Annotated in this window: 27 protein-coding genes; 11 read left to right on the top strand and 16 right to left on the bottom strand. The window is 62.6% G+C overall.

Annotation, left to right across the window (positions count from 1 at the left end; genetic code table 11):
• The first annotated feature begins 39 nt into the window (after positions 1-39).
• Positions 40-828: a VOC family protein gene (locus ACZ9DP_RS29815; protein ID WP_194729206.1), complete on the top strand. Its 789-nt coding sequence runs from the start codon at positions 40-42 to the stop codon at positions 826-828.
• 78 nt (positions 829-906) lie between these two features.
• Here ACZ9DP_RS29815 and tnpA read toward each other — a convergent pair whose 3' ends face one another.
• The gene (tnpA, locus tag ACZ9DP_RS29810) at positions 907-1,365 is read right to left on the bottom strand and encodes an IS200/IS605 family transposase (RefSeq protein WP_476204425.1); all 459 of its coding nucleotides are present in this window, start codon (positions 1,363-1,365) and stop codon (positions 907-909) included.
• Between the two features lie 36 nt (positions 1,366-1,401).
• Here tnpA and ACZ9DP_RS29805 point away from each other — a divergent pair, with 36 nt between their 5' ends.
• Positions 1,402-1,674, top strand: a complete 273-nt coding sequence (locus ACZ9DP_RS29805) for a helix-turn-helix domain-containing protein (protein WP_476204424.1) — start codon at positions 1,402-1,404, stop codon at positions 1,672-1,674.
• 418 nt (positions 1,675-2,092) lie between these two features.
• Here ACZ9DP_RS29805 and ACZ9DP_RS29800 read toward each other — a convergent pair whose 3' ends face one another.
• Positions 2,093-2,239, bottom strand: a complete 147-nt coding sequence (locus ACZ9DP_RS29800; protein WP_476204423.1) for a hypothetical protein — start codon at positions 2,237-2,239, stop codon at positions 2,093-2,095.
• 203 nt (positions 2,240-2,442) lie between these two features.
• Entirely contained in the window at positions 2,443-3,984 is a 1,542-nt protein-coding gene (locus ACZ9DP_RS29795) for an ABC-F family ATP-binding cassette domain-containing protein (RefSeq protein ID WP_476204422.1), read from the bottom strand.
• A 413-nt stretch (positions 3,985-4,397) separates the two neighbouring features.
• Between ACZ9DP_RS29795 and ACZ9DP_RS29790 the strand changes: the two genes are divergently transcribed.
• Positions 4,398-4,700, top strand: a complete 303-nt coding sequence (locus ACZ9DP_RS29790) for an alkylphosphonate utilization protein (RefSeq protein WP_194729209.1) — start codon at positions 4,398-4,400, stop codon at positions 4,698-4,700.
• A gap of 114 nt (positions 4,701-4,814) precedes the next feature.
• Here the strand turns inward: ACZ9DP_RS29790 and ACZ9DP_RS29785 are convergent, their stop codons facing one another.
• Positions 4,815-6,383, bottom strand: a complete 1,569-nt coding sequence (locus ACZ9DP_RS29785) for a helicase HerA-like C-terminal domain-containing protein (protein ID WP_476205501.1) — start codon at positions 6,381-6,383, stop codon at positions 4,815-4,817.
• Positions 6,384-6,615: 232 nt separating this feature from the next.
• Between ACZ9DP_RS29785 and ACZ9DP_RS29780 the strand changes: the two genes are divergently transcribed.
• Positions 6,616-7,008: a hypothetical protein gene (locus ACZ9DP_RS29780; protein WP_039844279.1), complete on the top strand. Its 393-nt coding sequence runs from the start codon at positions 6,616-6,618 to the stop codon at positions 7,006-7,008.
• 54 nt (positions 7,009-7,062) lie between these two features.
• On the opposite strand, the gene zwf is transcribed toward ACZ9DP_RS29780, so the two are convergent.
• Positions 7,063-8,574 carry a glucose-6-phosphate dehydrogenase gene (gene zwf / locus ACZ9DP_RS29775; protein ID WP_476204421.1) on the bottom strand — a complete coding sequence of 504 codons (1,512 nt, stop codon included), beginning with the start codon at positions 8,572-8,574 and terminating at the stop codon, positions 7,063-7,065.
• Positions 8,575-8,933: 359 nt separating this feature from the next.
• On the bottom strand, positions 8,934-9,704 hold the full coding sequence (gene tam, locus ACZ9DP_RS29770; protein ID WP_476204420.1) for a trans-aconitate 2-methyltransferase: 771 nt from the start codon (positions 9,702-9,704) through the stop codon (positions 8,934-8,936).
• Positions 9,705-9,865: 161 nt separating this feature from the next.
• On the opposite strand from tam, the gene ACZ9DP_RS29765 reads away from it, so the two are divergent.
• Complete coding sequence (locus tag ACZ9DP_RS29765; protein WP_476204419.1) at positions 9,866-10,528, top strand: EF-hand domain-containing protein; 663 nt, start codon at positions 9,866-9,868, stop codon at positions 10,526-10,528.
• 24 nt (positions 10,529-10,552) lie between these two features.
• On the opposite strand, the gene ACZ9DP_RS29760 is transcribed toward ACZ9DP_RS29765, so the two are convergent.
• Positions 10,553-11,179 (bottom strand): isochorismatase family protein, encoded by a 627-nt coding sequence (locus ACZ9DP_RS29760; RefSeq protein ID WP_476204418.1) that lies wholly within the window; start codon positions 11,177-11,179, stop codon positions 10,553-10,555.
• Between the two features lie 79 nt (positions 11,180-11,258).
• On the opposite strand from ACZ9DP_RS29760, the gene ACZ9DP_RS29755 reads away from it, so the two are divergent.
• Positions 11,259-12,143 (top strand): LysR family transcriptional regulator, encoded by an 885-nt coding sequence (locus tag ACZ9DP_RS29755; protein ID WP_194729214.1) that lies wholly within the window; start codon positions 11,259-11,261, stop codon positions 12,141-12,143.
• A gap of 84 nt (positions 12,144-12,227) precedes the next feature.
• On the opposite strand, the gene ACZ9DP_RS29750 is transcribed toward ACZ9DP_RS29755, so the two are convergent.
• On the bottom strand, positions 12,228-12,959 hold the full coding sequence (locus tag ACZ9DP_RS29750) for a metallophosphoesterase (protein WP_239594992.1): 732 nt from the start codon (positions 12,957-12,959) through the stop codon (positions 12,228-12,230).
• Between the two features lie 13 nt (positions 12,960-12,972).
• Entirely contained in the window at positions 12,973-14,013 is a 1,041-nt protein-coding gene (locus ACZ9DP_RS29745) for a zinc-dependent alcohol dehydrogenase family protein (RefSeq protein ID WP_194729216.1), read from the bottom strand.
• Positions 14,014-14,264: 251 nt separating this feature from the next.
• Between ACZ9DP_RS29745 and ACZ9DP_RS29740 the strand changes: the two genes are divergently transcribed.
• On the top strand, positions 14,265-15,158 hold the full coding sequence (locus ACZ9DP_RS29740) for a branched-chain amino acid aminotransferase (RefSeq protein WP_194729217.1): 894 nt from the start codon (positions 14,265-14,267) through the stop codon (positions 15,156-15,158).
• Between the two features lie 36 nt (positions 15,159-15,194).
• On the opposite strand, the gene ACZ9DP_RS29735 is transcribed toward ACZ9DP_RS29740, so the two are convergent.
• Both ACZ9DP_RS29735 and ACZ9DP_RS29730 read right to left on the bottom strand, forming a co-directional pair.
• A complete protein-coding gene (locus ACZ9DP_RS29735; protein WP_246763274.1) occupies positions 15,195-15,761 on the bottom strand; it encodes a hypothetical protein in 567 nt (188 codons plus the stop codon).
• A gap of 36 nt (positions 15,762-15,797) precedes the next feature.
• On the bottom strand, positions 15,798-17,066 hold the full coding sequence (locus ACZ9DP_RS29730) for an adenylate/guanylate cyclase domain-containing protein (protein ID WP_476204416.1): 1,269 nt from the start codon (positions 17,064-17,066) through the stop codon (positions 15,798-15,800).
• 458 nt (positions 17,067-17,524) lie between these two features.
• On the opposite strand from ACZ9DP_RS29730, the gene ACZ9DP_RS29725 reads away from it, so the two are divergent.
• The gene (locus ACZ9DP_RS29725) at positions 17,525-19,618 is read left to right on the top strand and encodes a catalase (RefSeq protein WP_476204415.1); all 2,094 of its coding nucleotides are present in this window, start codon (positions 17,525-17,527) and stop codon (positions 19,616-19,618) included.
• 153 nt (positions 19,619-19,771) lie between these two features.
• On the opposite strand, the gene ACZ9DP_RS29720 is transcribed toward ACZ9DP_RS29725, so the two are convergent.
• Positions 19,772-21,001 (bottom strand): MFS transporter, encoded by a 1,230-nt coding sequence (locus tag ACZ9DP_RS29720; protein ID WP_476204414.1) that lies wholly within the window; start codon positions 20,999-21,001, stop codon positions 19,772-19,774.
• 167 nt (positions 21,002-21,168) lie between these two features.
• Between ACZ9DP_RS29720 and ACZ9DP_RS29715 the strand changes: the two genes are divergently transcribed.
• Complete coding sequence (locus tag ACZ9DP_RS29715) at positions 21,169-21,510, top strand: nuclear transport factor 2 family protein (RefSeq protein WP_476204413.1); 342 nt, start codon at positions 21,169-21,171, stop codon at positions 21,508-21,510.
• Positions 21,511-21,867: 357 nt separating this feature from the next.
• Here ACZ9DP_RS29715 and ACZ9DP_RS29710 read toward each other — a convergent pair whose 3' ends face one another.
• The gene (locus ACZ9DP_RS29710; RefSeq protein WP_194729222.1) at positions 21,868-22,599 is read right to left on the bottom strand and encodes a sulfite exporter TauE/SafE family protein; all 732 of its coding nucleotides are present in this window, start codon (positions 22,597-22,599) and stop codon (positions 21,868-21,870) included.
• Between the two features lie 742 nt (positions 22,600-23,341).
• Between ACZ9DP_RS29710 and ACZ9DP_RS29705 the strand changes: the two genes are divergently transcribed.
• Both ACZ9DP_RS29705 and ACZ9DP_RS29700 read left to right on the top strand, forming a co-directional pair.
• Entirely contained in the window at positions 23,342-23,491 is a 150-nt protein-coding gene (locus ACZ9DP_RS29705) for a hypothetical protein (RefSeq protein WP_022714476.1), read from the top strand.
• Between the two features lie 74 nt (positions 23,492-23,565).
• Positions 23,566-23,886 carry a GCG_CRPN prefix-to-repeats domain-containing protein gene (locus ACZ9DP_RS29700; protein ID WP_039844293.1) on the top strand — a complete coding sequence of 107 codons (321 nt, stop codon included), beginning with the start codon at positions 23,566-23,568 and terminating at the stop codon, positions 23,884-23,886.
• Between the two features lie 61 nt (positions 23,887-23,947).
• Here the strand turns inward: ACZ9DP_RS29700 and ACZ9DP_RS29695 are convergent, their stop codons facing one another.
• From ACZ9DP_RS29695 to ACZ9DP_RS29685, 3 genes are all read right to left on the bottom strand, one after another.
• On the bottom strand, positions 23,948-24,751 hold the full coding sequence (locus ACZ9DP_RS29695) for a COG3904 family protein (protein WP_476204411.1): 804 nt from the start codon (positions 24,749-24,751) through the stop codon (positions 23,948-23,950).
• Positions 24,748-26,049, bottom strand: coding sequence for a hypothetical protein (locus ACZ9DP_RS29690; RefSeq protein ID WP_476204410.1), 1,302 nt, complete (start codon positions 26,047-26,049; stop codon positions 24,748-24,750). The genes ACZ9DP_RS29695 and ACZ9DP_RS29690 overlap by 4 nt, the downstream gene beginning before the upstream one ends.
• Positions 26,050-26,166: 117 nt before the next feature.
• Entirely contained in the window at positions 26,167-26,496 is a 330-nt protein-coding gene (locus tag ACZ9DP_RS29685; protein WP_194729224.1) for a hypothetical protein, read from the bottom strand.
• Positions 26,497-26,641 lie beyond the last annotated feature (145 nt).

Genomic DNA, 26,641 nt, shown 5'->3' with positions numbered 1-26,641 from the left:
ACCAAACCCGATTCCATAGGCACGAAAAGGAAAAAGATCATGGCTTCCGACACGCATGGAAAATTCATCTGGTGCGAACTGATGACGACGGATACCAAGGCTGCCGCCGGCTTCTACAGCTCTGTCGTCGGCTGGACCACGAAAGAGATGCCGATGGAGGACCTTCCTTCCCCCTATACCATCTTCGAGGCGGACGGCCGCGGCGTCGCCGGCATGATGACCTTTCCGGCCGAGCTCGAAGGGCAGGGCATTCCGCCGAACTGGACAGGCTATGTCTGTGTCGACGATGTCGACCAATCCGCGAAGGATTTCGAGGCGAACGGCGGCCAGATCCGCCGCCCCCCCGAAGACATCCCGACCATCGGCCGCTTTGCCGTCGTCGCCGACCCGCACGGGGCCGTCCTCTGCATCATGACGCCGCTGCCGATGGAGGGCGATAGCGGCTGGGAGCCGGAAATGGGTACGCCCGGCCATATCGGCTGGCACGAACTGATGGCCGGCAACATGGAGGAAGCCTTCGCCTTCTACTCGAAGGTCTTCGGCTGGACCAAGGACCACGATTTCGACATGGGCGAGATGGGCGCTTATCGCATCTTCGCCGAACATGGAAAACAGATCGGCGGCATGATGACCAAACCCGCCGGTGTGCCGATGTGCTATTGGGGCTATTACTTCAACGTGCCGGCGATCGACAGCGCCATCGAACGCGTCAATGCGGGCGGCGGCAAGGTAATCGTCGGTCCGATGGAAGTGCCCGGTGGCAGCTGGATCATCAATGCGACGGACCCGCAGGGCGCTTTTTTCTGCCTCGTCGCGCCGGGCCGCTGACCTCGCAGCAACATCCCGGAAACGGCGAATCGAGATACGGAAAGTGATCGGCGGCGGCCCTTGGAGGCGGGCCGCCTTTCATCGTGAACCTCGCGGGATACCCCGTCGTTCAGGCCGGGGAGGAACGCGAGAGCGGCGTTGGGCCGTTTCCCGCTGGGATTTGACATATTCGGCGATCACCGAGAGCGGTGCGCCGCCACAGCTTGCCGCAAAGGAGGACGGCGACCACAAAACGCCCTTGTGGTAGCGCCCGGTGATTTCCGGGCGGCTCTCGCGCAGACGTCGGCTGGATACGCCTTTGCGGCTGTTGACCAGCTTCGACAGGGCGATCTTCGGAGGGTCATGCACCCGCAGGTGAACATGATCGTCCTCGCCGTCGCATTCGATCAATTCGGCCTCGAAGTCGCGACACAGCTTGGCGAAGATGCGCCGCAGGTCGCCGATTGCCGGTTCTGACAGAACGTCACGGCGGTATTTCGTGACAAAGACCAACTGACCATGGAGCATGTAGACGACATGCCTGCCGGTGCGATCCACGGTTGCGCTCCTTGGAGCAATTGATAGAATCGTAACATGATCCACCGCGCTTTTCGCTACAAGCTCGCTCCGACCGCCGAACAGGAAGTCCTGTTGCGGCAGTTCGCGGGGGTTGTGCGGCTGGTCTATAATCTGGCGCTGGAGCAGCGCAGGGACTGGTGGCGGCATTACCGGCGGCAGACCGGGAACCGCTTGAACGACATCGCCCAGGCGCGGGAATTGACCGCACTGCGGGCCGCGTTCGACTGGATTGCCGCCGTGCATGTGACGCCCCATCGTTCCCGCCCGAAAAGCGCCCCGCAAGGTTAACCCTTCCTGAACATTTTTGGGTGGATGCATAATCGGCTATATCTGCGTGGTTATATTTCCCGCTACTGACCGACGCATGAAACGAAAAAAGCGGCCGGATCATGCGACCGCTTTGAACGTCATGCGTTTTGGTTTGTCTCAGTGCCGCGCCTTCGCCCGGTGCGACCTTTTCCAGCGGCATGCGGGAGGCAACCTGCTTGTTGCCGGCCCGCAGCCCGTGAAGATACCCCTTGCCGCCGGCGATGGAAAAAAGCGGCTGGTAGTCGGGCAAGCGGCTGTCGGGCAGCACCTGGTCGCGCATGTTGTCCAGGATGAAGTAGTTGCCATCGACGGCGACCGAAAGCACCGCATGGTAGAAGTGGCGCTTCTGGCCGGTACGGGAGATTACGCTGCTGCTGCCGAGAGGTGCGAGCGGCGTTTACGAGGGTGCCGCCCGCGATGTGCGCGACGGCGCAGCCCTCAGCGTCGGCGAGCTCGGCAACGGCCAGGTCTTCATCCAGGTCATCGATGTTTCGGGCGTGGCAGGTGCCGTGCCTGCCGCCGTCAGCGCCGCCAGGGCGCGCATTCGTCGCTGCTCATCAGCTATGCTTCGCCCGCCGTCACATCGGCAATCACGAGCCGAGGAATGAAGACTGAAGTAACGGCTTGCCGCCCCTCTGTCGGCACCTTCTCCCCGAGGGGGAAGGGATATGCCGCAACGTTTCCGCTCCCTTCTACCCAGCTGGGGTCCGAAGGACGGGTCGAGACCGTTGGCTCGCGCCTGGCTGGTCAGCCCCTTGGCCAATCATCCCTACCGGCTGCCGACGCAAAGAACCTTTCGGGGCTCTCCACTTCCACAAGCCGCCGCTTCTCGATCAGCCAGAAGCGGCTGCCGACGGCGCGCACGAAGCTGCGGTCGTGGGAAACGAGCAGGCAGCTTGCCTGGTGCGCCATCAGCTCGCCTTCCAGCGCTTCCTGCCCGTCGATGTCGAGATGGTTGGTGGGTTCGTCGAGCAGGTAGAAGTTCGGGTTGGAGAGCCGGAGCACCAGCATGCCGATCCTTGCTTTCTGCCCGCCGGAAAGCTGGCCGATGGGGCGGCCCTGCATCTCGATCGACATGCCGGCGCCGGCCAGCAGTGCGCGCGCGCGCTGGTCACCGACGTCGAAGCGGCGGATGATCGTGTCCATCGGCGTGTCGGCATCGCGCAGATCGGCAAGCGCCTGGTCGCCGTAGCCGAGCGCCAGCGAAGGCGTGGCCTTGATGCCGTTCTCGGCCGTCTCCGGGTTCGCGATCGCCTTGCGCAGCATGGCGATCAGCCGCGTCTTGCCGGCGCCGTTTTCGCCGAGCAGCACGATCCGGTCTCCCTGGCAGATGAACTGCCTGCCGGTCTTGAAGAGCAGCGTGCCGTCCGGCGTCTCAACCGCCGCATCGTCCAGCGTCACCAGCACCTTGGCATGCGTGCCGCGATTGGCAAGCCGGATCGCACCCGCCGAACGCTCCAGATGCGCGGGTTTTGCCGCATCCTCGAGTTTTTCGGCGCGCTGCTTCAGCTGCTTGGTCTTGACGACCAGCAGGTCGCTGCCGGAATTGATGCCGATATTGTTGAGCTTCGCCGCCTGCTTGCGCAGTTGCTCCGCCGTCTTCATGTCGCGCTCGTAGCGGCGCGCATCTGCCGCATCGAGCTCGTCGATCGAAGCCCGCGCCCGGGAATAGGGCAAAGCGAAGATCTGCGATTGCTCTGGCCGCAGGAAGAGCGTGCGGTTCGTCACGGCGTCGAGGAAGGCGCGGTCATGGCTGGCCAGGATCATCGGCACGTCGCGGGGGAGCGCATTCAGCCATTCCTCCAGCCGCGCGATCTTGCCGAGATCAAGATGGTTGGTCGGCTCGTCGAGCATCAAGAGGTCGGGTTCGGTCACCCAGACACGGGCAAGCATCGCCAGCCGCTGCCACCCGCCGCTGAGCGCCGAGAGCGAACGCCGGTGCAACTCCTCCGGCACCTCCAGAGATCCCAGCACGACATCGACGCGCCAGCTCTCGGTTACCGCCTGCTCCGGAGCGAGCGCATCGAGAACGGCGTCGTAGAATGGCTTGGCGAATAGGGCAGGCGGCACATTCTGCTCGACATAGCCGACCGTCAGCCCGCGCGCCCTGGTGATGTCGCCTTCGGTCGGCTCCAGCGTGCCGGCGATGCAGCGGAAAAGCGTCGATTTCCCGCGGCCGTTGGCGGCCACGATGCCGATGCGGTCGCCGGCATTGACGACGAGATTGAGCCTGGAAAACAAAGAGCTCGACAAGGTGATGCCGAGATTGCGGATATTGAGGAGGGTCATGATCGTTCTCTGGTCTTGACCGCGCGATCATCCATCGAGGGCTCCTGGGCCATCATCGATGCGATGCGTCAGCGGTGGATCGAAATCGCAGACGCTCAAGCGATAAAGCTCGGCGCTGCAGGCCACAACGGGCAGACCAGAAGAGAGGTTTTGCGAGAAAGGTCTCTGGTCAGCCCTGCAAACGCATTTGCAGGGCGTTGACGGGGCCGCGCTGCCGGTTGAACCGGAAATAGTAATTATGCACGCGACCCTCCTTTCTCTTTAGAGTGCAAGCATGAAATATCATCACCTATGCAGGAATGCAACCAAAGCGGTCGCATCAGGCCCTTGCTCTGCGCGGCCGAACTTGCGCAGGACAGGCTGGCTGTTATAAGCGGCCCGACCGGGAAATTCTTGATTTAGGAGAGACGACCATGGCGGGCGATGACGACGAATACGTCTATGACGAAGTGACGGGCGAATGGCGTCCGGCTTCGGAATTGGCTGCCGCCGCGCAGGCGGCCGTCGAGGTCCGCGACGCTGCCGGAAATATCCTCAACGACGGCGATTCCGTCACGCTCATCAAGGATCTGAAGGTCAAGGGTGCCAATCAGACCCTGAAGCAGGGCACGGTCATAAGGTCGATCCGGTTGACGGACAACCCCGAAGAGATCGACTGCCGCCACGACACCATCAAGGGCCTTGTCCTGCGCACGGAATTCGTCCGCAAGCGTTGAGGATACAAATCTCGCCGAGCCAGGCCTGATATACCTTTGGCATCCCATCGGCCCGGCAAGGCACAGGGAGGTAAGCTGCCGAATGGCCTCTCCCTTCAGGCTTGCCTCCGCGACCTACCGCTTCAAACTCCCCAGAATGCCGCGCACCAGCGCCCGGCCGACCTGCGTCGCAACCGTCCGGGCCACGCTTTTCATCGCCGCCTCGACGACCGTCTCTCGCCGATAGCCGGACGAACGCCCGCGCGATTGGCCGCGGTTCGGCTGTTCGTCGTCGCTGCCGCCGAAACCGGGCAGCGTCCAGCCAGAGGTCGTTCCGGCGCTCGTCTGCTGCGTTTCGGCCTCTTCCTGCGCCCGCTTGGCGGCTTCCGCTTCGGCAGCCTTTTTCGCGCGGGCTGTGAGCATTTCGAAGGCAGAGTCGCGGTCGACATCCTCGTCATAGATCCCAAGTACCGGGCTCCGATCCATGATCTGACGGCGTTCCGCTTCCGTTACCGGGCCGACGCGGCCGGATGGCGGGCGGATCAGCGTGCGCTCGACGATCGATGGCGCGCCCTTGGTCTCCAGCGTCGAAACCAGCGCCTCGCCGGTGCCGAGATTGGTGATCACGGTGGCGCAATCGAAGGTCGGGTTGGGGCGGAAGGTATCGGCGGCTGTCCTGACCGCCTTCTGCTCGCGTGGCGAATAGGCGCGAAGCGCATGCTGCACGCGGTTGCCGAGCTGGGCGAGGACCGTTTCCGGCACGTCGAGCGGGTTTTGCGTGACGAAATAGACGCCGACGCCCTTAGAGCGGATCAGCCGCACGACCTGCTCGACGCGTTCGGTCAAGACACGCGGCGCGTCGTTGAAGAGCAGATGCGCCTCGTCGAAAAAGAAGACGAGCTTCGGCTTGTCCGGATCGCCGACTTCGGGCAACTCTTCGAAAAGCTCGGAAAGCAGCCAGAGAAGGAAGGTGGCGTAAAGCCTGGGGTTCATCATCAGCTTGTCGGCCGCAAGCACCGAAATCTGGCCATAACCGTTATTGCTGGTGCGCATGATATCGGTGATCTTCAGCGCCGGTTCACCGAAGAAATGCTCGGCCCCCTGCTGTTCGAGAACGAGCAGCGCACGCTGGATCGAGCCGATGGACGCCTTGGAGATCAGGCCGAACTGGCTGGAAAGCTCGCTCGCATTCTCGCCCATGTAGTTCAGCAGCGAGGAGAAATCCTTGAGGTCGAGCAGCGGCAGGCCCGCCTGGTCGGCGATCTTGAAGGCGATATTGATGACGCCCTCCTGTGGCTCGGAGGCATCCATGAGGCGGGCCAGAAGCAGAGGCCCCATTTCGGCGATCGTGGTGCGGACCCGGTGGCCCTTCTCGCCGAAGAGGTCCCAGAAGATCACCGGGAACTGGTCGAATTGGTAATCGGCAAAGCCGATCTGCTCGGCCCGCTTGGTGAGGAAATCCTTCGCTTCGCCCTTGGCGGCAATGCCGGAAAGATCGCCCTTGATGTCGGCGGCAAAGACCGGGACGCCAGCCTTGGAAAAACCTTCCGCCAGCACCTGCAGCGTTACGGTCTTGCCGGTGCCGGTCGCGCCCGTCACCAGGCCATGGCGGTTGCCGAATTTCAGGTCGAGATATTCCGGCTTGTTGATGCTGTCGTCCGTATTGCGGCTGGCGCCGATGAAAATCTTGCCTTCCTCGAGCATGAAGCAGTTCTCCCTTCGGCCGATGCCGCCGCTTGCGTTTGAAATGCGGAGATCGCAATAAGCCGCATTCATCTTACTATCGTCCACCTGTTATAAGCAGGGACCGGGATGCCGACAACTGTTTGCATTGAAAGCAAATCCGGGGAAAATGCCGGCTCTCGGCGGCGCGGCTTGAGTTGCGGACGAAACTCAAATAACGTTGACGTCAACGTCAAATAACAGGAGGCTGACGATGAATGAAGTTGTGACCCAGATTGCCGATCGCGTGGGCATTGCGCCCGATCTGGCGGAGAAGGCGCTGGGCATGATGCTCGGCTTCCTGCAGCGTGAAGGGGATGATGCAGCAGTCGCCAAGATGATAGAAGCCATTCCCGGCGGCGCCGATCTCGTCGCCCAGTATAACGGCGAAGGCGCCGGTGGCGGCGGTCTGCTCGGCGGTTTGATGGGCGCGCTCGGCGGCGGCGGAATCATGGGCCTCGGCCAGCAGCTCATGAGCCAGGGCCTCGGCATGGGCGAAATCACCTCGCTCGCCAAGGAAACCATCGCCATTGCCAAGCAATATGCCGGCGAAGAAGTCGTCGACGAGGTCGTCGCCTCGGTCCCGGGCTTGAGCCAGTTCGTTTGATCCGGCCTTCATGCCGAATCGGAAAGAGCCCCGCTTCCATGTGAAGCGGGGTTTTTATTTGTGCTTCGCATGCACCACGTCCAGCGCATGCCATTGCCGCCCGTCGCGTTCGATGAGGCCGTCGGCGCAGGCAGGCCCCATGCTGCCGGGGGCGTAGGCTTCCGGCTCGCCGCCCTTCGCCCATAGGTCGAGAAAAGGCTGCACCGCCGCCCAGCCGGCTTCGATGCCGTCGGCCCGCTGGAACAGCGTCTGGTCGCCGATCAGCAGGTCGTAGATAAGGGATTCGTAGCCGGTCATCTTACCGATGTCGAACTGGTCGGCATAGCGGAAGTCGAGCGAAACCGGCACGGTATCGACCGAAAGCCCTGGCGATTTGATGGATATCTCCAGGCTCATGCCTTCGTCCGGCTGCACTTGTATGACCAGCCTGTTCGGCGGCAGCCGGCGCGTGACGTCGGTCTCGCGGAACTGCGCGAACGGCACGGGCTGGAATTCGACGACGATTTCCGTGTCGCGCGCTGTCATCGCCTTGCCGGTCCGCAGATAGAAGGGCACGCCCGCCCAGCGCCACGTATCGGCATAAAGCTTCAGCGCCACGAAGGTCTCGGTCCTGCTGTCAGGCACCACTTGCGGCGTCTGGTGATAGGCGGGGATTTCAGCGCCGTTCAGCGTCCCGCCGGAATAGACGCCGCGAACGCCGTGTGTTGCCGCCTCCTCGGGCGTAAAGACGCGCAGCGCCTTCAGCACCTTGCTCTTCTCGTTGCGGATCGCTTCGGCGTCGAAGCTGTTCGGCGGCTCCATGGCGATCATGGCGAGCAGTTGGAACAAATGGTTCGGCACCATGTCGCGCAGTGCGCCCGTCGCGTCGTAGAAGGCGCCGCGGCTGCCGACATCGACGGTTTCGGCTGCGGTGATCTGCACATGGTCGATATAGCGGCTGTTCCACAGCGATTCGATCATCATGTTCGCAAAGCGCGCCGTCAGCAGGTTCTGGACGGTCTCCTTGCCGAGGAAATGGTCGAGCCGGTAGACCTGGCTTTCGCCGACCTTGCTCAGGATCTGCGCGTTCAGGGCACGGGCCGAAGCGAGGTCCGTTCCAAAGGGCTTTTCGATGGCGATGCGACGGAAGCTATTTTCACTCTCGGCGGCAAGTCCGTGAGCCGCGAGCTTCTCCACGATACCGCCGAAGAAGCGGGGCGGCACGGCGAGATAGAAGGCCGCATTGCCGCCCGGCGCCGAAGTGAGGCGTTTGGCGATCTCCAGATAAATATCGTCGCCGGTGAAATCGCCGGAAATATAGCTGATCCGCTGCCGCAACCGTGACCAGGCCGGATCCTTGACGAGCGGTTCGCCGTCGCCGAGGCCGGCCAGGAAATCGTCTAGCCGTTTGAGCAGCATCTCGTCGCCGCCGGGCTCGATGCCGATGCCGAGAATGTCGAGATCGTCGCCAACCATGGCGCCGCGGGTGAGATTGATGATCGCCGGAACGAGAAGCCGCCGGGTAAGGTCGCCGGTCGCCCCGAAGATGACCAGAGTGGTGGGCGGCGTTGGCTTGGCGTCTGGCATAGGGATCGCTCTCCGTGATTGTCAGCGCCGGAATATAAGGCCGCCGGGCGCTACCGCAAGCGTGGCCTGTTGTCACCAGGTCTGCTTCTCCTACCCTCATCAAGTCAGTTGATGGGCAACATTCCAAGCGCTCGATCTCAGGCAAGGCTGCGGCAAGCAAGAGGTTGCCCTCGGCGCTGTCATTTATCCTTCCCTCATCGAGCGCGCCCGGCGCAGGTTCCCTTCAAGGCAAATGAGTCCTTCACGGCGCGGACGCGCAGTGGCTGGATCTCTGTGACAAGCACAAAGATGAGGGAGAGCCGAACCATCCCCCGGGGACGACGCGGCGACTGCGCGGCACTCCATGAAACGTGCCGCGCTTAACCCTTCACTGCCACCATGAAAATCCGCGGGAAGCCGAGCAGCACCCGCCCGTCCGCCATCTTCGGATAGGCCTTCTCGACACGCCCAAGATAATCCGCGAGAAACGCCTCGCGATGCTCTTGGCCGGCAGCCGCGAGGTAGGGCATCAGACCCGTTGCCTTCACCCATTCGACGATGGCCGCGGCATCCGCCATCGGGTGGTTGTAGATCGTGTGCCAGATATCCAGGCGCGCGGATTTGCCGATCAGGCGGCTGTAATAGGCCGACGGCTGGGAAAGGGGATTGCGGCGCACGCTCTTCTTTTCGAAGGCCGTCTTCCATGGTCCGGCATGGGCGCTTTCCTCCATCAGCAGATGCGTCGGCTCGCCGAGATTGTCGGGCATCTGCACGGCGAGCACGCCGCCCCTGGTAAGCCCGTCCATCAGCCGGTCGAAGATGTCGAGATGGTTGGGCAGCCACTGGAAGACGGCATTGGCGAAGAGCAGGTCGGAAGGCTCATTCGGCTGCCAGGTGGCAAGGTCAGCCTCGGTGAAGGTGGTGCCCGGAAGCCGCTTGCGCGCTGCCTCCAGCATGTTGAGGTCGCTGTCGAGGCCGGACACGCCATCCTGGCCGTAGCGGTCGATGATGAGTTCGGTCGAATTTCCCGGCCCGCAACCGAGATCGATCGCCTTGCTGACCCTTTCCAGCGGCACCTGCGCCAGGAGATCGCGCGCCGCCCGCGTCCGCTCATCCTCGAACTTCACATACTGGCTGGCAGACCAGGCCATGGGCACCTCCTGTTTTTCCCGTGTTCCGATACGGCAATGATTCAAAGCGCGTCATGCTAGCAGCAATTCTCGGCCGCTTGTATGCGGCGTGGTGCAGCTGTCTTCGAATTGCCTGCACGAGCGGGTTGCATTATTGATGTCGTTTCTGGGTTGGGGGATTCATGAGAGCCGGTTTCGTCTTTGCCGCAGTCTGCCTATCGGTCGCCGCAATGTCCGCAAGGGCCGAGACGCCGGCCGCTCCGCCGATTTTCCTTGTGGAAGACATGGGCAATGCGCGCGACCAGTATGTGTCCAGCCATCTGGAGCCCTTTGCCGTCTACAGCGGTGCCGACCGTGCCCTCGATGAAGACGATATCGCCAGGCTCCGGCAGATCGATGCCGCACGCCAAAGGGCGGCCGCCGCAATGCCGTTCTTCACCGGTGATCTCGATGCCGACGGGCGCATGACGCTCGACGAGTACAAGCTCGCCAACCTCTATGAAAGCCGCAACGAGGCCGAACTCGGCATGAAAGCGCGCTTTGCGAATTTCGATCGCAACGGCGACGGTATCGTGACGCTCGACGAAGCGCTGAAATCACCGCCGCTGCCTCGCATGCCGCTCGCTTACGGACTGAGCGATACGGAACGCGTCGCCGCCCTGCTGGCGATCGACCCCAACAAGGACGGCAAACTGACGGAGGATGAGTTCAAGGCGCTCCTCCTCTCCGCCTTCGCCTTCTACGACAAGAACGGCGACGGCGCTCTTTCGAAAGCCGAAAAGACGGAGCGCGCCGCAACCGTCAGGCAATTTAGGGAAGAGCAGGAAAAGCGGGAGAAGCCGTAGAGGGAGACGGCTTCTTGCGGCCCGTCAGGCCGTTGCGGCCCGTTTGACAATCGCCGCTATATCCGGGACGACCGTCGCGAAACGGTCGGCGATCTCCGCCAGCGCCGTACGATGTACGGTCTCGGCCGGGATCATGCCGCCGAGCGGATCCGGCAGATCGCGGCTTAAGGCGGCGGATGCGATGACGGTCGCCTTGATGCCGAGATCGAGTGCCGCACGCGCCGCAGCGCTGACGCACATATGCGTCATGAAGCCTACGAGGATCACATCGGAGCGCCCTGTCTGCTTGGCAATTGCTGCGAGAGCTGCGGCAAGCGTGGTTCCGGCAAAGGCATTGGGAAGCGTCTTCGGGATGACGGCTTCACCGTCAGCCGGCGTCAACGTGGAAATGATCTTCGCGCCATGCGAGCCGATCGCGAAGTGGCCGCTGCCCGGCGCCGCGTGGTGAACGATATGAATAACCGGAACGCCATCACGCCGGGCCGCATCGAGCAACTTGCGAATTTCGCCGACGGGTGCCGCGATGCCATGAAGCGGCAGTCCGCCGTCCACATATTCGTTCTGGGCGTCGATGACAACAACGACCGACTTCGACCAGTGGGCAGCTTGGGGCGTGACGCCCGCATGCTGAAGAAGGGTGAGGGGAACCATTGGCATATCTCCTTGGATGGATCGATGCCAAGGACGCTAACCGCTTTCGTACTGAGCGAATATTCGCTATCAATTCACAATGCCTGAGCAAAAGCGCACAGATATCGATTGGGAGGACCTGCGTTTTTTCGCGGCGCTGGCAAGGCACGGCAGCCTTTCGGCAACGGCGCGTGCGCTGAAGGTCAACCATGCGACCGTCGCCCGCCGCGTTGGCGCGCTGGAAAGTGCTCTCGGCTTCGCGCTCTTCGAGCGGCGCGCCGACGGCTACCAGCTCAGCCGCCACGGAACCGCGATCCTGTCCGAGGCGGGTGCCATGGAGAGTGCCGCTGGGGCGATCCGCGACCGGCTGGCTTATTCGAACGGCCCGAGCGGTCGCGTGCGGCTGACGACGACCCGTTCGATCGCCGATCTCGTCATCGCGCCGCGGCTCGGCGATGTGCTGCGCGGGCTTGCTGACGTCGAACTCGAAATCGTCACCGATATCCGCGTGCAGAGCCTTGCCCAGCGCGAGGCCGATATTGCCCTTCGGCTGGGGCACCCGAAGGACAGTGATCTCACCGGAAAACGCGTGGCGACGATCGGATACGCTTTCTACGCCTCGAAAGCGGCCGCCGAGACTGTTGCGGAAAGCAGGCCAGCCCGCCTCATCGGATTTGACCTGGATAGCGACGGCGTGGCCGAAGCGCGCTGGCTGGAAACGAAATTCGGCCCGGATGCCTTCGTCTTCCGCTCGAGCAGCAATGTCGTGCAGGCAAATGCCGCAGCCGCCGGGCTCGGCATCGCCATGCTTCCGCGCTTCGTCGCGAAACAGAATCCGGCTCTGGTCGAGATCGATTGCGGCGAGGCAATGCCCGATCGCGAACTCTGGATGCTTGCCCCGGCCAATCTGGTCGATATCCCGCGCATCCGCGCGGTATGGGATGGCTTGGCTGAGATATTCGCTGTGTCGAAGGACAGGCTCTAAGCCGATCTTATGCGCATGAGGCGGACGCTGGCGGATGCCTCGATCTCTCCGGGCCCACGGTTGGTCATCCACCAGATCTCTCTATCAGAGGGAAACGTGACTGCTGACCAGCCGGCCATTCCGAAGATCATGGATCATGAGGCCTGGAGGATCGGTGACAGGCGGTTCACGTGTGGGATCGAGCAGCAAAGGATTGGCGGGACAGATCGAGCCGCATATGTAGGCCGGAATGCCTGCGATCAGGCTCGACATCGGCCGATGGACGTGGCCGCTGCAGATTGCGATGGGGCGCCTTATGCCACTCGATAGCAGGTCGCCCAAGGCATCTGCACCCCTGCACATGACATCATCCAGAGGCGATATTCCCGTGGGGAAAACATGGTGATGCGTGAAGAGCAAGGGTATGCCCGATGGACCGCTCGCCAGCGTTTGTCGCAACCACGGAAGATGCTCCGTAACGTCACCATGGGCATGTCCGTCGACGCATGTGTCAAGGCCGACGATCAAAGCGTCTCCATGGGGTTCGGCAAAATGCATTTTCTCGTCATCGCCCCAATGGCCCGCCTCGGGCATCGCCTCGCGCATGACGGTGCGGTCGTCCACGTTGCCGGGGAGGATCAAGGTGCGGCACGCGAGGCTTTGCAACGCAGAAATGATCTGCCGGTAGCCCTCCCGCCAGCCGCCGTTGACAAGATCCCCGGACACCACGACGATAGCCGGCTGCATCGTGGCGAGCCAGCAAATTGCCCTCTTAAGCCGGGCAAGGCCGTCATTGTCGGGGCTGGCGTGGATATCGCTTATCTGGGCGATGAGCATGGCGCCACCTCATTCAAAACCGCGTAATGACGCTGATCCCGGTTCCTTCCGCCCGGTCCATCGCCATCAGCGCCGGCACAGCCTCTTCCAGGCTGATTGTCCGGCCGATCAGTTTCTGCGGCGCGATCTTGCCGGCGGCAAGCATGGAGAGCATGGCGTCGTAGCGCCATGCCTGCATGCCGTGGCTGCCGTAGATTTCCAGTTCATGGCCGATCACCAGCGCCATCGGGACTTGCGGCGTGGCATATTCGCCGAGCATCAGGCCGATCTGCACATGGCGGCCGCGGCGGCGCAAGTTCTTGATCGAGTTGAAGCAGGTCACGGGATGGCCGAGTGCGTCGATCGAAACATGCGCGCCGCCCTTGGTGATCTCGCGCACGGCTTCCGCGACATCGGCAACCGCCGCCGCATTAATCGTCGCCACCGCCCCGCATTCGCGCGCAAAGGCAAGTTTCTCCTCCGAAATGTCGATCGCGATCGGATTGGCGCCGAGCGCGCTGGCGATCATGATCGCCGAGAGGCCGACGCCGCCCGCGCCATGGATGGCGATCCACTCGCCGGGGCCGGTGCGTGCCTGGTCGGCAACGGCGCGGAAGGAGGTGGCGAAGCGGCAGCCGAGGCTCGCCGCCGTCGCATCGTCGACGCTGTCGGGCAGATGCACGAGATTGGTGTCGGCATAGTCGATCGCGACATATTCGGCGAACGAGCCCCAATGCGTGAAACCGGGCTGGAACTGGTTCGGGCAGACCTGCTGATTGCCGGAGTGGCATTCGCTGCAATGGCCGCAGCCGGAAACGAACGGCACGGTCACCCGGTCGCCCGCCTTGAAGCGCACCACGCCCTTGCCTGTGGCGACGATCTTGCCCGCAAGCTCGTGTCCCGGCACATGCGGCAGGCAGATATCCGGATCATGTCCCATCCAACCGTGCCAGTCGCTGCGGCAAAGGCCGGTCGCGCCGATGGCGATGACGACGCCGTCCTCGGTCGGCGTCGGGTCGGGCACCGTGCGAATGTCGGGTGTCTGCTCGAAGGCTTCGTAATACATGGCTTTCATCGGACGGCCTCCAGCTCTTTTGTTTGAGATTCCGCCGCCATGATGCCACGCGGGAGCCTGCGGTTCCAACACTCCGTTCGATCATTTTCGCTGATGGACCCATCGCTTTCATGCGGGCGAACGCGCATGATTGTTGCGGCGATATGGGCGGTTGCGGCATTTTTCGTGCGTCCCGCTTGAGCGACCGAATTTCCGCTTGACCCTGCCTGCCGGGAAGGATTTTGCTTCTCGGGCTTTGGAAGGAGAAGATCATGCCCGTCGATACATCGCCCCGCACGACCACCTGGACCCATGTCGAGGGCGAGTGGCTTGCCGGCAACCCGCCGCTGATCGGCCCGACCTCGCATGCCATGTGGCTCGCGTCCACGGTCTTCGACGGTGCCCGCTGGTTTGATGGCATCGCGCCGGACCTCGACCTGCACTGCCAGCGTGTCAACCGCTCAGCCGTCAATATGGGGCTGAAGCCCATCAAGACGGCCGAGGAGATCGAGGCGCTCGCCTGGGAAGGCATCAAGAAGTTCGATGGCAAGACGCCGATCTATATCAAGCCGATGTATTGGGGCGAGCACGGTTCGCCGGGCAGCGTCGTCTCCGTCGATGCGGAATCGACCCGCTTTGCGCTCTGCCTTTTCGAAGCGCCGATGGGCGGCCATAGCGGTTCGTCGCTGACCGTTTCGCCCTTCCGCCGCCCGTCGCCGGAAACGGCGACGACGGATTCCAAGGCGGGCGGGCTCTACCCGAACAGCGGCCGCGCGATCGCCGAGGCGCGAAGCCGCGGCTTCGACAATGCCCTGATGCGCGACCTGAACGGCAATGTCGCCGAAACGGCATCCTCCAACATCTTCATGGTGAAGGACGGCGTGGTCTTCACGCCGGTTGCCAACCGCACTTTCCTCGCCGGCATCACCCGCGCCCGCGTCATGGGGTTGCTGGACCAGGCAGGATTCGACGTGCGCGAGGTGACGCTCTCGGTCGAAGACTTCATGAATGCCGATGAGATATTCACCAGCGGCAACTATTCAAAGATCGTCGGCGTCAACCGCCTCGACGGCCGCGATTTCGAAGACGGCCCGGTCACCCGCAAGGCGCTCGATCTCTACATGGATTGGGCCAACGGGCGCAGCCATAGCCAAAGCGGCGAGTAGCGATCCGCGCGCAGGGGAGTGCGAACCGTTGCAGTCTCACGAGAAAGGTACGCGCGGATCCTGCACCAAGTAGAACTCGGTAACCGGCGTGACGTCAGTGATAAAAAAGCCAAACGCCGGTCGGTCGAGGGGATCAACGTGACCGCTGGCGAAGCGCAGCCGGTCGAATTTCTCGAAGTGGTTCTCGAAACGGGCAAACCGGTTGGACGAAATGAGGTCCGGATTGGGGTTGGTCTGATCAAATGACAGACCGTCATAAAAGTCGCTCGGTTTGCCAAGGATCTCTTGAAGTTCGAATTCGAACTCGATCCAGGCCAATCCGCTCTTGTTGAGAGTGACAACGCGCAGGTGGAAGGCGCCCTCAGGAAACCCGTGATGTTGAATTGGCCTTGCGGCCCTAATCACCAGAGTGACGGGGCTGGCCGAGTTAAGTTCCTCGTGGATTTCGATTGGATCGGCTTTTGTACCTGAGCCTGTAACTGACAGGATGCGGAAGCCGCCAAGCTCATCGGAGAAGGAATAATCCCCAGCATAGAAACGTCCGTCGTCAGCCGGTCCGGCACTGATGAGTGACAGTGTCAGCAACGCAGCCAGGATTCGCAAGTGACGCCTCATCGTGAGTTCCTCTGGGAGCGCGGTCTATCCGTGCAGCGACCAAGTGACCGAAGTACCGGCGAGAGTTTTCCTCAGATGCTCGTTCGCCTCCACGCCCGCAGCATCCGCGGCATATTCCGGTTTCAGCCGGTCGAGGAAATACATCGTCATCTTACCCTTGTTTTTCACGTCAAGGGCACCTCGCGGGGTGCAGTCGAAATATGATTTTACGTGCTGGTAGGTGCTTTCGGAGATGTTCACCTGGTCTACTTCGTCCGTGCTCTCCATACGAGCCGCGATATTCACCGCGTCGCCCCAGACGTCGTAGGCGAACTTCTTCCGGCCAACGACGCCGGACATCACACTGCCGGTATGCAGGCCGACGCGGAGGTGCCAGGGCCGCTGCCCGACCGCGGCCCAGCGCTGGTTCGACGCCACGACAAAGCGTCGAATCTCGAGAGCAGCAAGGCAGCTGCGGATCGCATGGTCCTTGCGGCCCTGCATCAGACCGCCGGCGCACATATAGGAGTCACCGATGGTCTTGAGCTTCTCCAGCCCATGTCGCGCGACGATGTTATCGAACTCGGAGAAGTACATGTCGAGGTCATCGACCAACTCCCGAGGGGAGAGTTCAACGGCTGATTTGGTAAAGTCGACGAAGTCCGTAAAGAGGATCGTCGTCGAAGGGTGGTGGCGGGGCTCGACCGAGCCCTTCTCTGTCAATTCCGCGGCTACCTTGATTGGGAGGATGTTGAGGAGCAGGCTGTCCGCGCGCTGCTTCTCAGCGGCCAGTTCCTGCTGCGAGCGCAGCACCTCTGCCATCCTCAGGCGCAGTTCGAGCTGGGCGATGGTCTGGCGCGCGAGGCGACGGATGCCTTCGGCAGCCTCGAAGGCGAGCTCGCGCGGGGTGAGGTCCAAGATGCAGAGCGTGCCCAGCGCATGGCCGCCTGAATCGATTAGCGGCATGCCTGCATAAAAGCGGAAGAAGGGTTCAGTCGCGATGAACGGCAGTGCCTTGAAGCGATCGTCGGCGTGGGTGTCGGGAACCACCAGCATGTCGCTACGGCAGAGCGCATAGGCGCAGCAGACGCCGCTGCGGGGCACTTCTTCAATGCCGGGAGGAACGCCGTGACGGGATTTGAGCCATATCTTGGTGTCGCCGACGATGTTGACCATCGCGATCGGGGCACTGGCAATCAGGGCGGCGAGATCGGTTAGATCGTCGAATCCGGCTTCCGGGTCGGTGCCGTAAACATCATAGGCCCGTACCGCGGCCAAGCGTTCAGCCTCGTTGTCAGGTAGAGGGAAGTCCATGCCGGGCCCTCCATTGTGCGAAGCCAAAATGGCCCGCCCGTTCAGATCGGGCGGGCGCGGCTCCGCTCTTGTCGATCATCCGGTGTTGTTATCGGGCCTTGCCGTGGCGAAGCAGCTCACGCCGCCCATCCGACACCTACTGCCACCCAAAAACTTACTCTCGCTATCTCACTTAATCAATGTCGCCGGCCGCTATCCAGAGAAGCTGAGCGCCTTCGATCGCGATCAAGTTAGGTCGGGCGCAACCATGCGCGTCTCGCCGCTTCCTGCAAGCGGGGCGAGCTCGGCCCACATTCGTTCCAAGTGTCCGCCTCGCGCGTAGGCGAACGGTGCGCCAGCGCCAACTATGGGCCGACTCCGGCGGCTAGACTACCTTTCGCCTTACCCGACCGTCATTTCAGGAACATTAGCCCACTGTCCTCGTTTGGCGTCTATCACCCCAAAATGAGGGACGTATCATGTCCGACAACCCGTTCGACACCAGCCGCGGCAATGGCGGCGAGACGCATCAGCATATTCCGGAAAAAGGCCCGCACGAGGGCCTCGACCATCTGACCACCAATCAGGGCATCCGCATTTCCGACAATCAGAACAGCCTGCGCTCGGGTGCGCGCGGCCCGACGCTGCTCGAGGATTTCGTGCTGCGCGAGAAGATCTTCCATTTCGATCACGAGCGCATTCCGGAGCGGATCGTGCATGCCCGTGGTTCGGCAGCGCACGGCTATTTCGAGCTGACGGAAAGCCTTTCCGGCATCACCAAGGCCGATCTCTTCCAGCGCAAGGGCGAGAAGACGCCGGTCTTCGTGCGCTTCTCGACGGTCGCCGGCGGCGCCGGTTCGGTCGACACCCCGCGCGACGTGCGCGGCTTTGCGGTCAAGTTCTATACGAAGGAAGGCAATTGGGATCTGGTTGGCAACAACATCCCGGTCTTCTTCATTCAGGATGCCATCAAGTTTCCCGATCTCGTCCATGCGGTGAAGATGGAGGCTGACCGCGCCTATCCACAGGCCGCCAGCGCCCATGACACTTTTTGGGACTGGGCGTCCCTGATGCCCGAAAGCACCCACATGCTGATGTGGGCGATGTCCGACCGCGCCATCCCGCGCTCTTTCCGGATGATGCAGGGCTTCGGCGTCCACACGTTCCGCTTCGTGAACGCTGAGGGCAAATCGACCTTCGTGAAGTTTCACTGGAAGCCTAAGCTCGGCCTCCAATCGACCGTCTGGGACGAGGCGCTGAAGCTGCAGGCGGCCGACAACGATTTCCATCGCCGTGATCTTCACGAGGCGATCGAAGCCGGAAACTTCCCGGAATGGGAACTCGGCCTGCAGCTTTTCGACGAGGACTTTGCCAGCAAGCAACCTTACGACGTGCTCGATGCCACCAAAATCATTCCGGAAGAAGTGCTGCCGCTGAAAATCGTCGGCCGCCTCGTGCTGGACCGCAACCCGGACAATTTCTTTGCCGAAACCGAGCAGGTCGCCTATTGCCCCGCCAATATCGTGCCTGGCATCGATTTCACCAATGACCCGCTGCTGCAGGGACGCCTCTTCAGCTATCTCGATACGCAGAAATCGCGCCTCGGCACCGCTAACTTCCACCAGCTGCCGATCAACGCGCCGAAATGCCCGGTCATGAACTTCCAGCGTGACGGGCAGATGCAGATGAACGTGCCGACGGGTCGAGCCAATTACGAGCCGAACAGCCTTGGCGCGCATGGCGAGGGAGGCGGGCCGCGCGAATGTCCCGTCACCGGCTTCCCGACATTCAGCGCCGCGTCCGGAAAAGAGGAGCAGGGCGACAAGCTGCGCATCCGCGCCGAGCTCTTTGCCGACCACTACAGCCAGGCGCGGCTGTTCTGGAAGTCGCAGACGCACTCGGAACAGGCCCATATCGCCTCGTCCTTCGTCTTCGAGCTTTCCAAGGTCGGCCTGAAGCAGGTGCCATCACGCATGGTCGGCAACCTGCTGAACGTCGATCCGGAGCTTGCCAAACGTGTCGCCGAAGGCCTCGGCATCGATCTGCCGCAGAAGAACCCGGCCGCCCGCGAGCCGATCGACATGCCCCCGTCGCCGGCGCTCTCGATCCAGAAAAACATGAAGCAGACGATCGAGGGCCGCAAGATCGGCATCCTGATCGCCGACGGCAGTGACGCTCACGCCCTGCAATCCCTGGTGAACTCGATCGAGGATGCGAATGCCACGGCTTTCGTCGTTGCTCCGAAGGTCGGCAAGGCGAGGCTTTCGGACGGCAGCACGATCAAGGCCGATGGCCAGCTCGCCGGTTCCCCGTCGCAGATATTCGATGCGGTCGCGGTTCTCCTGTCCGGAGAGGGCACCGGGATACTGCTGAAGGAAGGTGCCGCCGTGCAATGGGTGATGAATGCCTTCGTGCATCTGAAGGCGATCGGCCACACGCCGGAAGCCTTGCCCCTGCTTCAGAGGGCCGGCGTCGAACCCGACGAAGGTGTCGTCGCGTTGGACGGCGCTTTCTTCGAGGCCGCCGCCAAGCGCTACTGGTACCGCGAGCCGAATGTGCGCATGCTGGCATAGATGTGTCGCGCCGCGGAGCGCTACCTGCCATGGACAAGTGCCGGGACGCCACGTCAAATCACCTTCTCCCCCGGGGGAGAAGGTGCCCGAAGGGCGGATGAGCGGCCGCTCCCTCGAGCTTTGCGGTAGGCGACGCACAAGCAGCCAATGGAGCTAGCTCGTTTTCTCCCTCGGCCGCACCATCCACGCATAGGCAGCACCCGCCAACAGCAGCACGCAGGTGCCGAGAAAGACCGCCCGCATGCCGATATGCCCGCCCACGAAGCCGCCGAGCACGGGGCCTGCGACCTGGCCGACATATTGCGTCGAGATGGAGTAGCCGAGTATGCTGCCCGCGGCACTGTCCGGCACGCTGTGGCGGATGACGGCGGTGATGCAGGGCAACAGCCCGCCGAGCGCAATTCCCATCAGCAAGCGCAGCGCAATCAGCTGCCACGAATTGGTGACGAAGGCCTGCGGGATCAGGAGCAGCGCCGCAACAGCAAGCGCACCCGCAATCACCGGCCAATGCCCGATCCTGTCGGCGAGCTTGCCGAGGCGCGACGCCGAAAGGATGCTGCCGAGTGCTGTCGCCGACATGACGATGCCGGCGGTCATCGTTACGCGTCCCTGGTCTTCGACCAGTTGCGCCACGTAGACGGTTATGATCGGTTCGATCGACATGTTGGCGAGCATCAGAAGCAGGCCGGTCGCCAGCATCGCGACCACCGGGCCCTTGTCCGGTATCGCGCGCCAGCCGCCGCTTGCCTTCGCCGCTTGTCTGCGCGCAGGGGACTTCTCCTCCTTGATCAGGAAGGTGGTCGCCAGGAAGGCGAGGAAGATGACGCCGCCCGCCGCCAGGAACGTGCCGCGGATGCCGATGATGGCCGGCAGCGCCCCGCCGATCAGCGGTCCGACGAGATTACCCGCCATGATGCCCGACGACAGCACGCCGAGTGCCCAGGCCGAGCGGTCCTTCGGCGTCTGCGTCGCGACCAGCACCATGGAGCCCGAGGCGTAGCCGCCTGCAAGTCCGACGAAGAGCCGGAGCGCCACCAGCTGCCAGACGTTCTCCGCCATGCCCATCAGCGAGATTGCGATCGTCATGCCGAGGCTGGCGCGCACCAGCATCAGCTTTCGCCCGTAGATATCGCCGAGCCGGCCCCAGAGCGGCGCGACGAGCGCGGCGGCAAAGAAGGTCGCGCCATAGGCGATGCCCGACCACTGCACGATCGCGGCATGCTCGCTGACGCCGAGTTCCGCGACATAGAGCGGCAGGAAGGGGAGCAGCAGCGTCATTGCCACGATGGTGGTGAAGGAGCCGGTCAGCGAAATCGCGAGGTTTCGTTTCCAGTAGGCGGACCCGGCCGCCGCATCTGCCGCGTCCATCTGCGTCTCTGTCATGTCAGGATCTCTATGGGTACCGGTTTGGAAGAAGCGGAAACTTACGCCCCGCCGGCTCCGGTGCCAAGGACGGATCGGGCTTGAACCGTCCGGCAATTTGCGTTTCGCCCTATTTCTTGTTATAAACTGATTGCAATTCGCAATCGGATTTCAAAAGGAGAGCGGCAATGACCGCAACGTCCCGCGAAGACACCGTGCGGGGCCTTTACAAAGCCTATGTCGAAGGCCGTAAGGGTATCGTCGGCGACATGCTGAGCGAGGATTTCACCTTCTCGAGCCCGCGTGACGATCATATCGACCGCAACGCCTATTTCGACCGCTGCTGGCCGGAACCGCCGTTCTTTCGCGGCATGGAGATCGAATTCCTGGCGATCGACGGCGACGAGGCCGTCGTCCGCTACCGCGCCGAAAAAGCTGACGGCACCGCCTTCCGTAACATGGAGGCGCTGCGCTTCAAGGACGGCAAGCTTGCGTCGGTGGAGGTCTATTTCGGGCGTGAGGTTGTCTGACCGCATTTGCCTTGGTCAAGGTGGGCTGGGCAGTCGGCAGCCTCGTGTTGCACAACAGGCAACGCGGCCCAAACTGATGGGTTGGAGCGGCCCTCAGCGGCAATGGTTTCTTCAGAGCTCTCCGGTGCCCGGGAGCAGGTTGTATCTGCGGTCGCAAGATATGGCCGTGATAATCAACATCGCCTGACTGGTAGCGCCGCGTTGTCAGCCCGAGCCAGGCGCCAATGAACGCAAAGTTCGGAGGTTTTCTAGCATTGATCGAGGCTTATTTCGGCAACAGCGACCCATAGAATCTTAGGGCTCGCGCTAAAATCGGAAGTGCCGACCGTCGTGTAGTTGATCATGCGCCATTCGTCCCTAGAAAAACCGGATCGCCGACGTCGAGATGATGACGAGCGAGACGGCGATCATCAAGGGCCTCACCGGCAGGCGCTTGACGAGCATCGCGCCGAGCGGCGCCGCGATCACGCCGCCAACGATGAGGCCGACAGCCGAACGCAGTTCCGACCAGCCGAGCGTCAGAACGAAGGTAAGCGAGATGGTGAGCGTCACCGCGAATTCCGTAAGGCTGGTAGAGCCGATTACCTTCTTCGGATCGTGCCCGCGACTGACCAGCGTGCTGGTGACGATCGGCCCCCAACCGCCGCCGCCGATCGCATCGAGCACGCCGCCGCATAGCCCGGCCGGCGGCACGATCCAGTCCTTGACGTCGCGCGGCCAGTGCGGCTGGAATGCCTTGAAGAGGATGACGAGGCCGATGGCGATCAGATAGGCCGAAACGAAGGGCTCGATCGCCTTGCCTTCGACAGTGGCGAGGATATAGGCTCCGACCGCCCCGCCGATCATCCCTGCCGGCGCCAGACGCGCCACGAGTTTCCAGTCGACATTGCGGTGATAGACATGCGATGCGCCTGATGCTGCGGTCGTGAAGATCTCCGCCACATGTGTCATCGCGCTGGCATTGGCGACCGGCACGCCAAGCGCCAGCAGGCTCGTCGTCGAAAGCACCCCGAACGCCATGCCGAGCGCGCCATCGACGATTTGCGCGCAGAAACCGACCAGCACGAAAAAGAAGAAATCAAGCGTCATTGAACTCCCCGAGCTGGCGGCTTCGCAAGGGAACACGCAAAAGGCGAGAAAAGTTCCTTTCGCAATGTCCGGCAATTGCTTGCTTCAGGCGCCAAGTTTCGCGCGATAACGCCTTTGGAGCAATGGAAGAATCGTATGTGGCTGAAGCGGTCGAAGCGTTCACCAAGCGCTGGCAGGGCCAGGAAGGCGGCCAGTAAAGACCGCTCTTCCTGACGGATCTTTGCGGCCTGGGCCTGCCGCAGGGCGATCCCGCCTCCACGGCCACCGAACGGCTACGTCTTCGAAAAGGTCATGCGCGAAACAAGAGGGCTCGGTCTTCAGTAAGCGCATCGCTCTTTACAAGCGCGACTGCTTCATTCTCGAAGCCAAAAGAAGCTCGCCGGCCCTCAGGATGCGCCGACGCTGCTGCGGCATCGCTTGAGGCCTCTGCCGCAGTCGCAAAAGCACTTGGCACGAGGGCGGGCAGCATTGGCGGCGGGTAACTGACGACGTGATGACCCGTCGCGCTGATTGCGGGTTCATCCCCGAGGGTTTCACCAGACCAAAGCTGCAATAGTTGCAGAAAATAGAAGGAAGAGGCTCTCTTTCACGCCGCGAGATGAGTTGCCTTGGCGCATGGATTCGACTTGTGGCATTTTGCTACAATATTTTGCGCTTAACCATATCGCTTAGGCTTTCGTTCATCCTCCCGCATCAGTTTGCGCCCCGGTGGCTGGGAACCAACCATTGAGGATCGGAAGCTATGACCCATGCACTCGTGCTTTTCTCGGCCGTAACCGCGATCGTCGTATCGATATCGGCGATCGGCAGTCAGCCGGCGCCGAACAATTCGAAATGGCCGGAAATCCATCCGGCGAAGACCTCGCGCGTTCTGCCCGCGCCTGAGCGTTGATGAACGGGCAGTTCATTATCGGTTCAGGACCGCACGGCTAAATCTCGCTTCGGCTGGATTTATGGAGACTCGCAATGAAGATTATCTCGCTGGCAGCAGCGCTCGTTATCGGAGGCCTTTCGGCAGTTTCCGCCGAAGCGATGCCGATGGCGCCGGCGCGTGCCGATACCGCCGCCCCGTCTGCGATCACGAAGGTCGATTATGCCTGCGGGCCTGGATGGCGCCTGAACCGCTGGGGCGAATGCCGCCCGCGCTTCCACCGTCCGCCGCCGCCGCGCTACTGGCATCGCCCGTCGCCACGTTGGGGCTGGGGCTGGGAGCGCCCGCGCCATCGACGCGACCGCGACTGGGGCCGCTACGACCGTTATGACCGCTATGAGCGCAGCAGCTTTTGAGCGGCGCAGCGATCGGTAGACGCTGAGATTGACGAAGCCGGGACGAAATGTCGCCCCGGCTTTATTTTGCTTTCCGGGTTGCCACCTTCTCCGGCGTCGTCGCTAGCGCGAATTTCTTGATTTCCTCCGGCGTCAGATAGTAGAGCCGGTCGGGTGGCGTCTCCATCGCATGCAGCCAGAGGCCGGGCTTGATGCCCATGTCGCCGAGATGGCGGGTGACGCCGGCGGTCGTGCGCTGCGCCTCCGACATGGCGCGCTCCGGCGAAAGCTTCTCCTTCGAGCCGTTGAAGACCTGATGCACGCCGATGACGGCGCCGTCCTCGGCCTCTCGGGTCACGCCGCCGGCCATGATGATCGGGCAGGACGAGGCGCAGAGCGCGCCGCTTGCCACCCTGGTACCGATCTTCCGTTCGCGAATGAGCTTCGACATCGCCAGCGCATCGCCGACGGCGCCGCCCGGCGAATCCAAAGAAACGGTCTTCACATATTCGCCGCGCGCCGCAATCTCCTGTTCGAAGCGGGCGGCAGCGCCGAGCTCGATTGCCCCCTGCGCCAGAAGCACACCGCCCGGCTGTAGCTCGAAACGGATCGGCTGCTTGAGCAGCTCGATGCTGGTCGTGATCTCGGAAGGTGGCGCCTGCGGTCCACCCTCCGTCAGCGCCGGCGGCAGCACCGGCATGGTCTCCGGCTGTGCCGGATCGAAGCCCGGCAGCTCGGCGTTGGCGGCGCTGATCTCGCGCCAGTCGATGACCGCAAGCACGATCGCAGCGGCAAGCAGGGCGTGGAAGGCGTGCCGTATCAGCGTGCCGTCCTCTGTGGAAAGTACGTAATCCTTCAGCCGCTGCCCTGCCGTTTCCAGCCTCATACAGGCGGCCCCTTCCTCGGTCCCTTGCCGGAGAGATCGAAGCTCGCAATGTTCGATTGGTCCGGCGTTTCCGTTTTCTCTGCCTGAGTGAGCGCGGCTTCGAGATCGACGCCGCGCTGCTGGACGGCCCGCTGCACCTCCAGCGCCTGCAGAAGCTCCGCCGCGGTGATCCGCTCGGCAAATGGCAGGCGCTGTTCCTGGCGCCGCAGCGTCGAGTGGACGATCGACAGCATGAAGACCAGCACCGCCGGCAGGATATCGATCGAGATTGCGCCGGCCCAGCTCGGGATGAAGTCGGAAGCATAGCGCAACACCGCTTCGGCAGAGGAGAGGGGCACGAACCGCCGCTCGGCGACCGGTTCGCGCGAAAGGATCTGGTCGGCTGCCTGCGACAGCACCTTGGATTGCGCCGCAACCGAGGAGCGGATCGTCTCCATGACCTGATCCTGCCGGTTGGCGAGATCGACCTCGCGGCCGTCGGCGACGGGGGCGATGAAGCCGAGCGAAAGGTCTTCGGCCGCACGCTTTACCGAAGGGGCGATGGATGTCTGCTCCAGCGAGGTGATGACGCCGGAAAGCCCGACGGCTTCGGCGGCGAATTGGTCGGCGCGCGGATCGATCGCGCCGGGGGCCGAAACCAGCGTACGCATCGTTTCCAGGTGCTTGCGGCCCTCGTCGAAGAGCGAGGTGACCCGTTCGCGAGAGGCATTGATGCCGTTTTCGAGCTCCGTCAGCTGCGAGGCCATCTGCGAGAGAAGCTGCACGACGCTGCCTGCGCCGGTCGTGCCCGTCAGCGCGCCGGTTTCCCGCTCCTGGTCGGCCAGCCGCTCGAAGCGCTCCTGCGTGCGCTGGATGTCCGGCAGCAGGCTCTGGGCCGCAAGCGCGTTCTGATGCGCCTTGTCGAGGTCGGCGGTGTAATCCTCCAGCGTCTCGGCAAGATGCTGTTCGAGTGCGGCCGATCCTGCAAGGGCAGCCGCATTCAGCCAGCTCGACATGGCGATGATCATCGCGCAGCCGAGCGCCATGACGCCGAGCATCGCGCCGCGTCCTGCCGCACCCGTCACATGCGGATAGAAGCGCGCCATATAGGTCCAGAAGGCATAGATCGCCACCGAAACCGCGCTGGAATAGATGAGGGCGGCGAAGAATACGGCCGTTGCCGAACCATCGAGGATGCTGCGCACGCCGAGATAGGTGTAGACGCCCGACGCGAGCGCCAGAACGGCGAGCGCGAAACGCGTCATTGTTTCGACGGCGTCGATGCCGTCCTGCAGGCGATGGGATGTGCCGAGCGCCATGGCTTTCCTCCCGGTGGTATTCTCTTAAGAAACCATTAAAATCCCGGCGAAAACAAGGCCCGCAAAAGCAGCGGATCGCTTACGCCGCAGGAGGTATGCCCGGGCAGGCGCCGCACCTTACTCTTCCGGCAGCAGGTTGAGCGTCTGCGTGTCCAGTTCGCTGCCGATTTCCGCGCCTTTCGATTGCTTGTCGTAGACACAGATATGGGTGACGAAGCCGTTGGCGCCTTTCGGCCTGCCGGTGACCAGCGCCAGCCCATAATGCGCGCTGCCGATCGGATCGACGACGGCCCTTGCATCCGCGATGGATCCGGCCGCCGCTTGCCTGCACTTGGCCTCCACATCCGCGGCAAATTCCTTCCATGCCTCGTCGGAGGAGGCAAGTGCACTACCTGCCGTCATAAAAAGGAGGATCGTTGCGTAAAGGCGGATATTATTCCTCTGCATCTTGGTTTCCTTGGGCGTGGTGTCTGCCGCAAGCGCGGTTATATGCCGATGATGGGCGATTTTTGTCACCGAAGCCAGGCCTGCAGGCGAGGCAAATTTTCCTCGCAGGCGGCCGATTTTTGATGTTTCCACCGTTGCCTCCCTA

The organism is Rhizobium sp. USDA 4016 (assembly GCF_056279705.1).
This window is presented reverse-complemented; position numbering and strand designations above follow the sequence as displayed.

Coding starts and splice junctions, on each gene's coding strand:
- ACZ9DP_RS29815 (WP_194729206.1), top strand. CDS start 40: ATGGCTTCCGACACGCATGGAAAATTCATCTGGTGCGAACTGATGACG.
- ACZ9DP_RS29805 (WP_476204424.1), top strand. CDS start 1,402: ATGATCCACCGCGCTTTTCGCTACAAGCTCGCTCCGACCGCCGAACAG.
- ACZ9DP_RS29800 (WP_476204423.1), bottom strand. CDS start 2,239: ATGCGCGCCCTGGCGGCGCTGACGGCGGCAGGCACGGCACCTGCCACG.
- ACZ9DP_RS29795 (WP_476204422.1), bottom strand. CDS start 3,984: ATGACCCTCCTCAATATCCGCAATCTCGGCATCACCTTGTCGAGCTCT.
- ACZ9DP_RS29790 (WP_194729209.1), top strand. CDS start 4,398: ATGGCGGGCGATGACGACGAATACGTCTATGACGAAGTGACGGGCGAA.
- ACZ9DP_RS29785 (WP_476205501.1), bottom strand. CDS start 6,383: ATGCTCGAGGAAGGCAAGATTTTCATCGGCGCCAGCCGCAATACGGAC.
- ACZ9DP_RS29780 (WP_039844279.1), top strand. CDS start 6,616: ATGAATGAAGTTGTGACCCAGATTGCCGATCGCGTGGGCATTGCGCCC.
- zwf (WP_476204421.1), bottom strand. CDS start 8,574: ATGCCAGACGCCAAGCCAACGCCGCCCACCACTCTGGTCATCTTCGGG.
- tam (WP_476204420.1), bottom strand. CDS start 9,704: ATGGCCTGGTCTGCCAGCCAGTATGTGAAGTTCGAGGATGAGCGGACG.
- ACZ9DP_RS29765 (WP_476204419.1), top strand. CDS start 9,866: ATGAGAGCCGGTTTCGTCTTTGCCGCAGTCTGCCTATCGGTCGCCGCA.
- ACZ9DP_RS29760 (WP_476204418.1), bottom strand. CDS start 11,179: ATGGTTCCCCTCACCCTTCTTCAGCATGCGGGCGTCACGCCCCAAGCT.
- ACZ9DP_RS29755 (WP_194729214.1), top strand. CDS start 11,259: ATGCCTGAGCAAAAGCGCACAGATATCGATTGGGAGGACCTGCGTTTT.
- ACZ9DP_RS29750 (WP_239594992.1), bottom strand. CDS start 12,959: ATGCTCATCGCCCAGATAAGCGATATCCACGCCAGCCCCGACAATGAC.
- ACZ9DP_RS29745 (WP_194729216.1), bottom strand. CDS start 14,013: ATGAAAGCCATGTATTACGAAGCCTTCGAGCAGACACCCGACATTCGC.
- ACZ9DP_RS29740 (WP_194729217.1), top strand. CDS start 14,265: ATGCCCGTCGATACATCGCCCCGCACGACCACCTGGACCCATGTCGAG.
- ACZ9DP_RS29730 (WP_476204416.1), bottom strand. CDS start 17,066: ATGGACTTCCCTCTACCTGACAACGAGGCTGAACGCTTGGCCGCGGTA.
- ACZ9DP_RS29725 (WP_476204415.1), top strand. CDS start 17,525: ATGTCCGACAACCCGTTCGACACCAGCCGCGGCAATGGCGGCGAGACG.
- ACZ9DP_RS29720 (WP_476204414.1), bottom strand. CDS start 21,001: ATGACAGAGACGCAGATGGACGCGGCAGATGCGGCGGCCGGGTCCGCC.
- ACZ9DP_RS29715 (WP_476204413.1), top strand. CDS start 21,169: ATGACCGCAACGTCCCGCGAAGACACCGTGCGGGGCCTTTACAAAGCC.
- ACZ9DP_RS29710 (WP_194729222.1), bottom strand. CDS start 22,599: ATGACGCTTGATTTCTTCTTTTTCGTGCTGGTCGGTTTCTGCGCGCAA.
- ACZ9DP_RS29705 (WP_022714476.1), top strand. CDS start 23,342: ATGACCCATGCACTCGTGCTTTTCTCGGCCGTAACCGCGATCGTCGTA.
- ACZ9DP_RS29700 (WP_039844293.1), top strand. CDS start 23,566: ATGAAGATTATCTCGCTGGCAGCAGCGCTCGTTATCGGAGGCCTTTCG.
- ACZ9DP_RS29695 (WP_476204411.1), bottom strand. CDS start 24,751: ATGAGGCTGGAAACGGCAGGGCAGCGGCTGAAGGATTACGTACTTTCC.
- ACZ9DP_RS29690 (WP_476204410.1), bottom strand. CDS start 26,049: ATGGCGCTCGGCACATCCCATCGCCTGCAGGACGGCATCGACGCCGTC.
- ACZ9DP_RS29685 (WP_194729224.1), bottom strand. CDS start 26,496: ATGCAGAGGAATAATATCCGCCTTTACGCAACGATCCTCCTTTTTATG.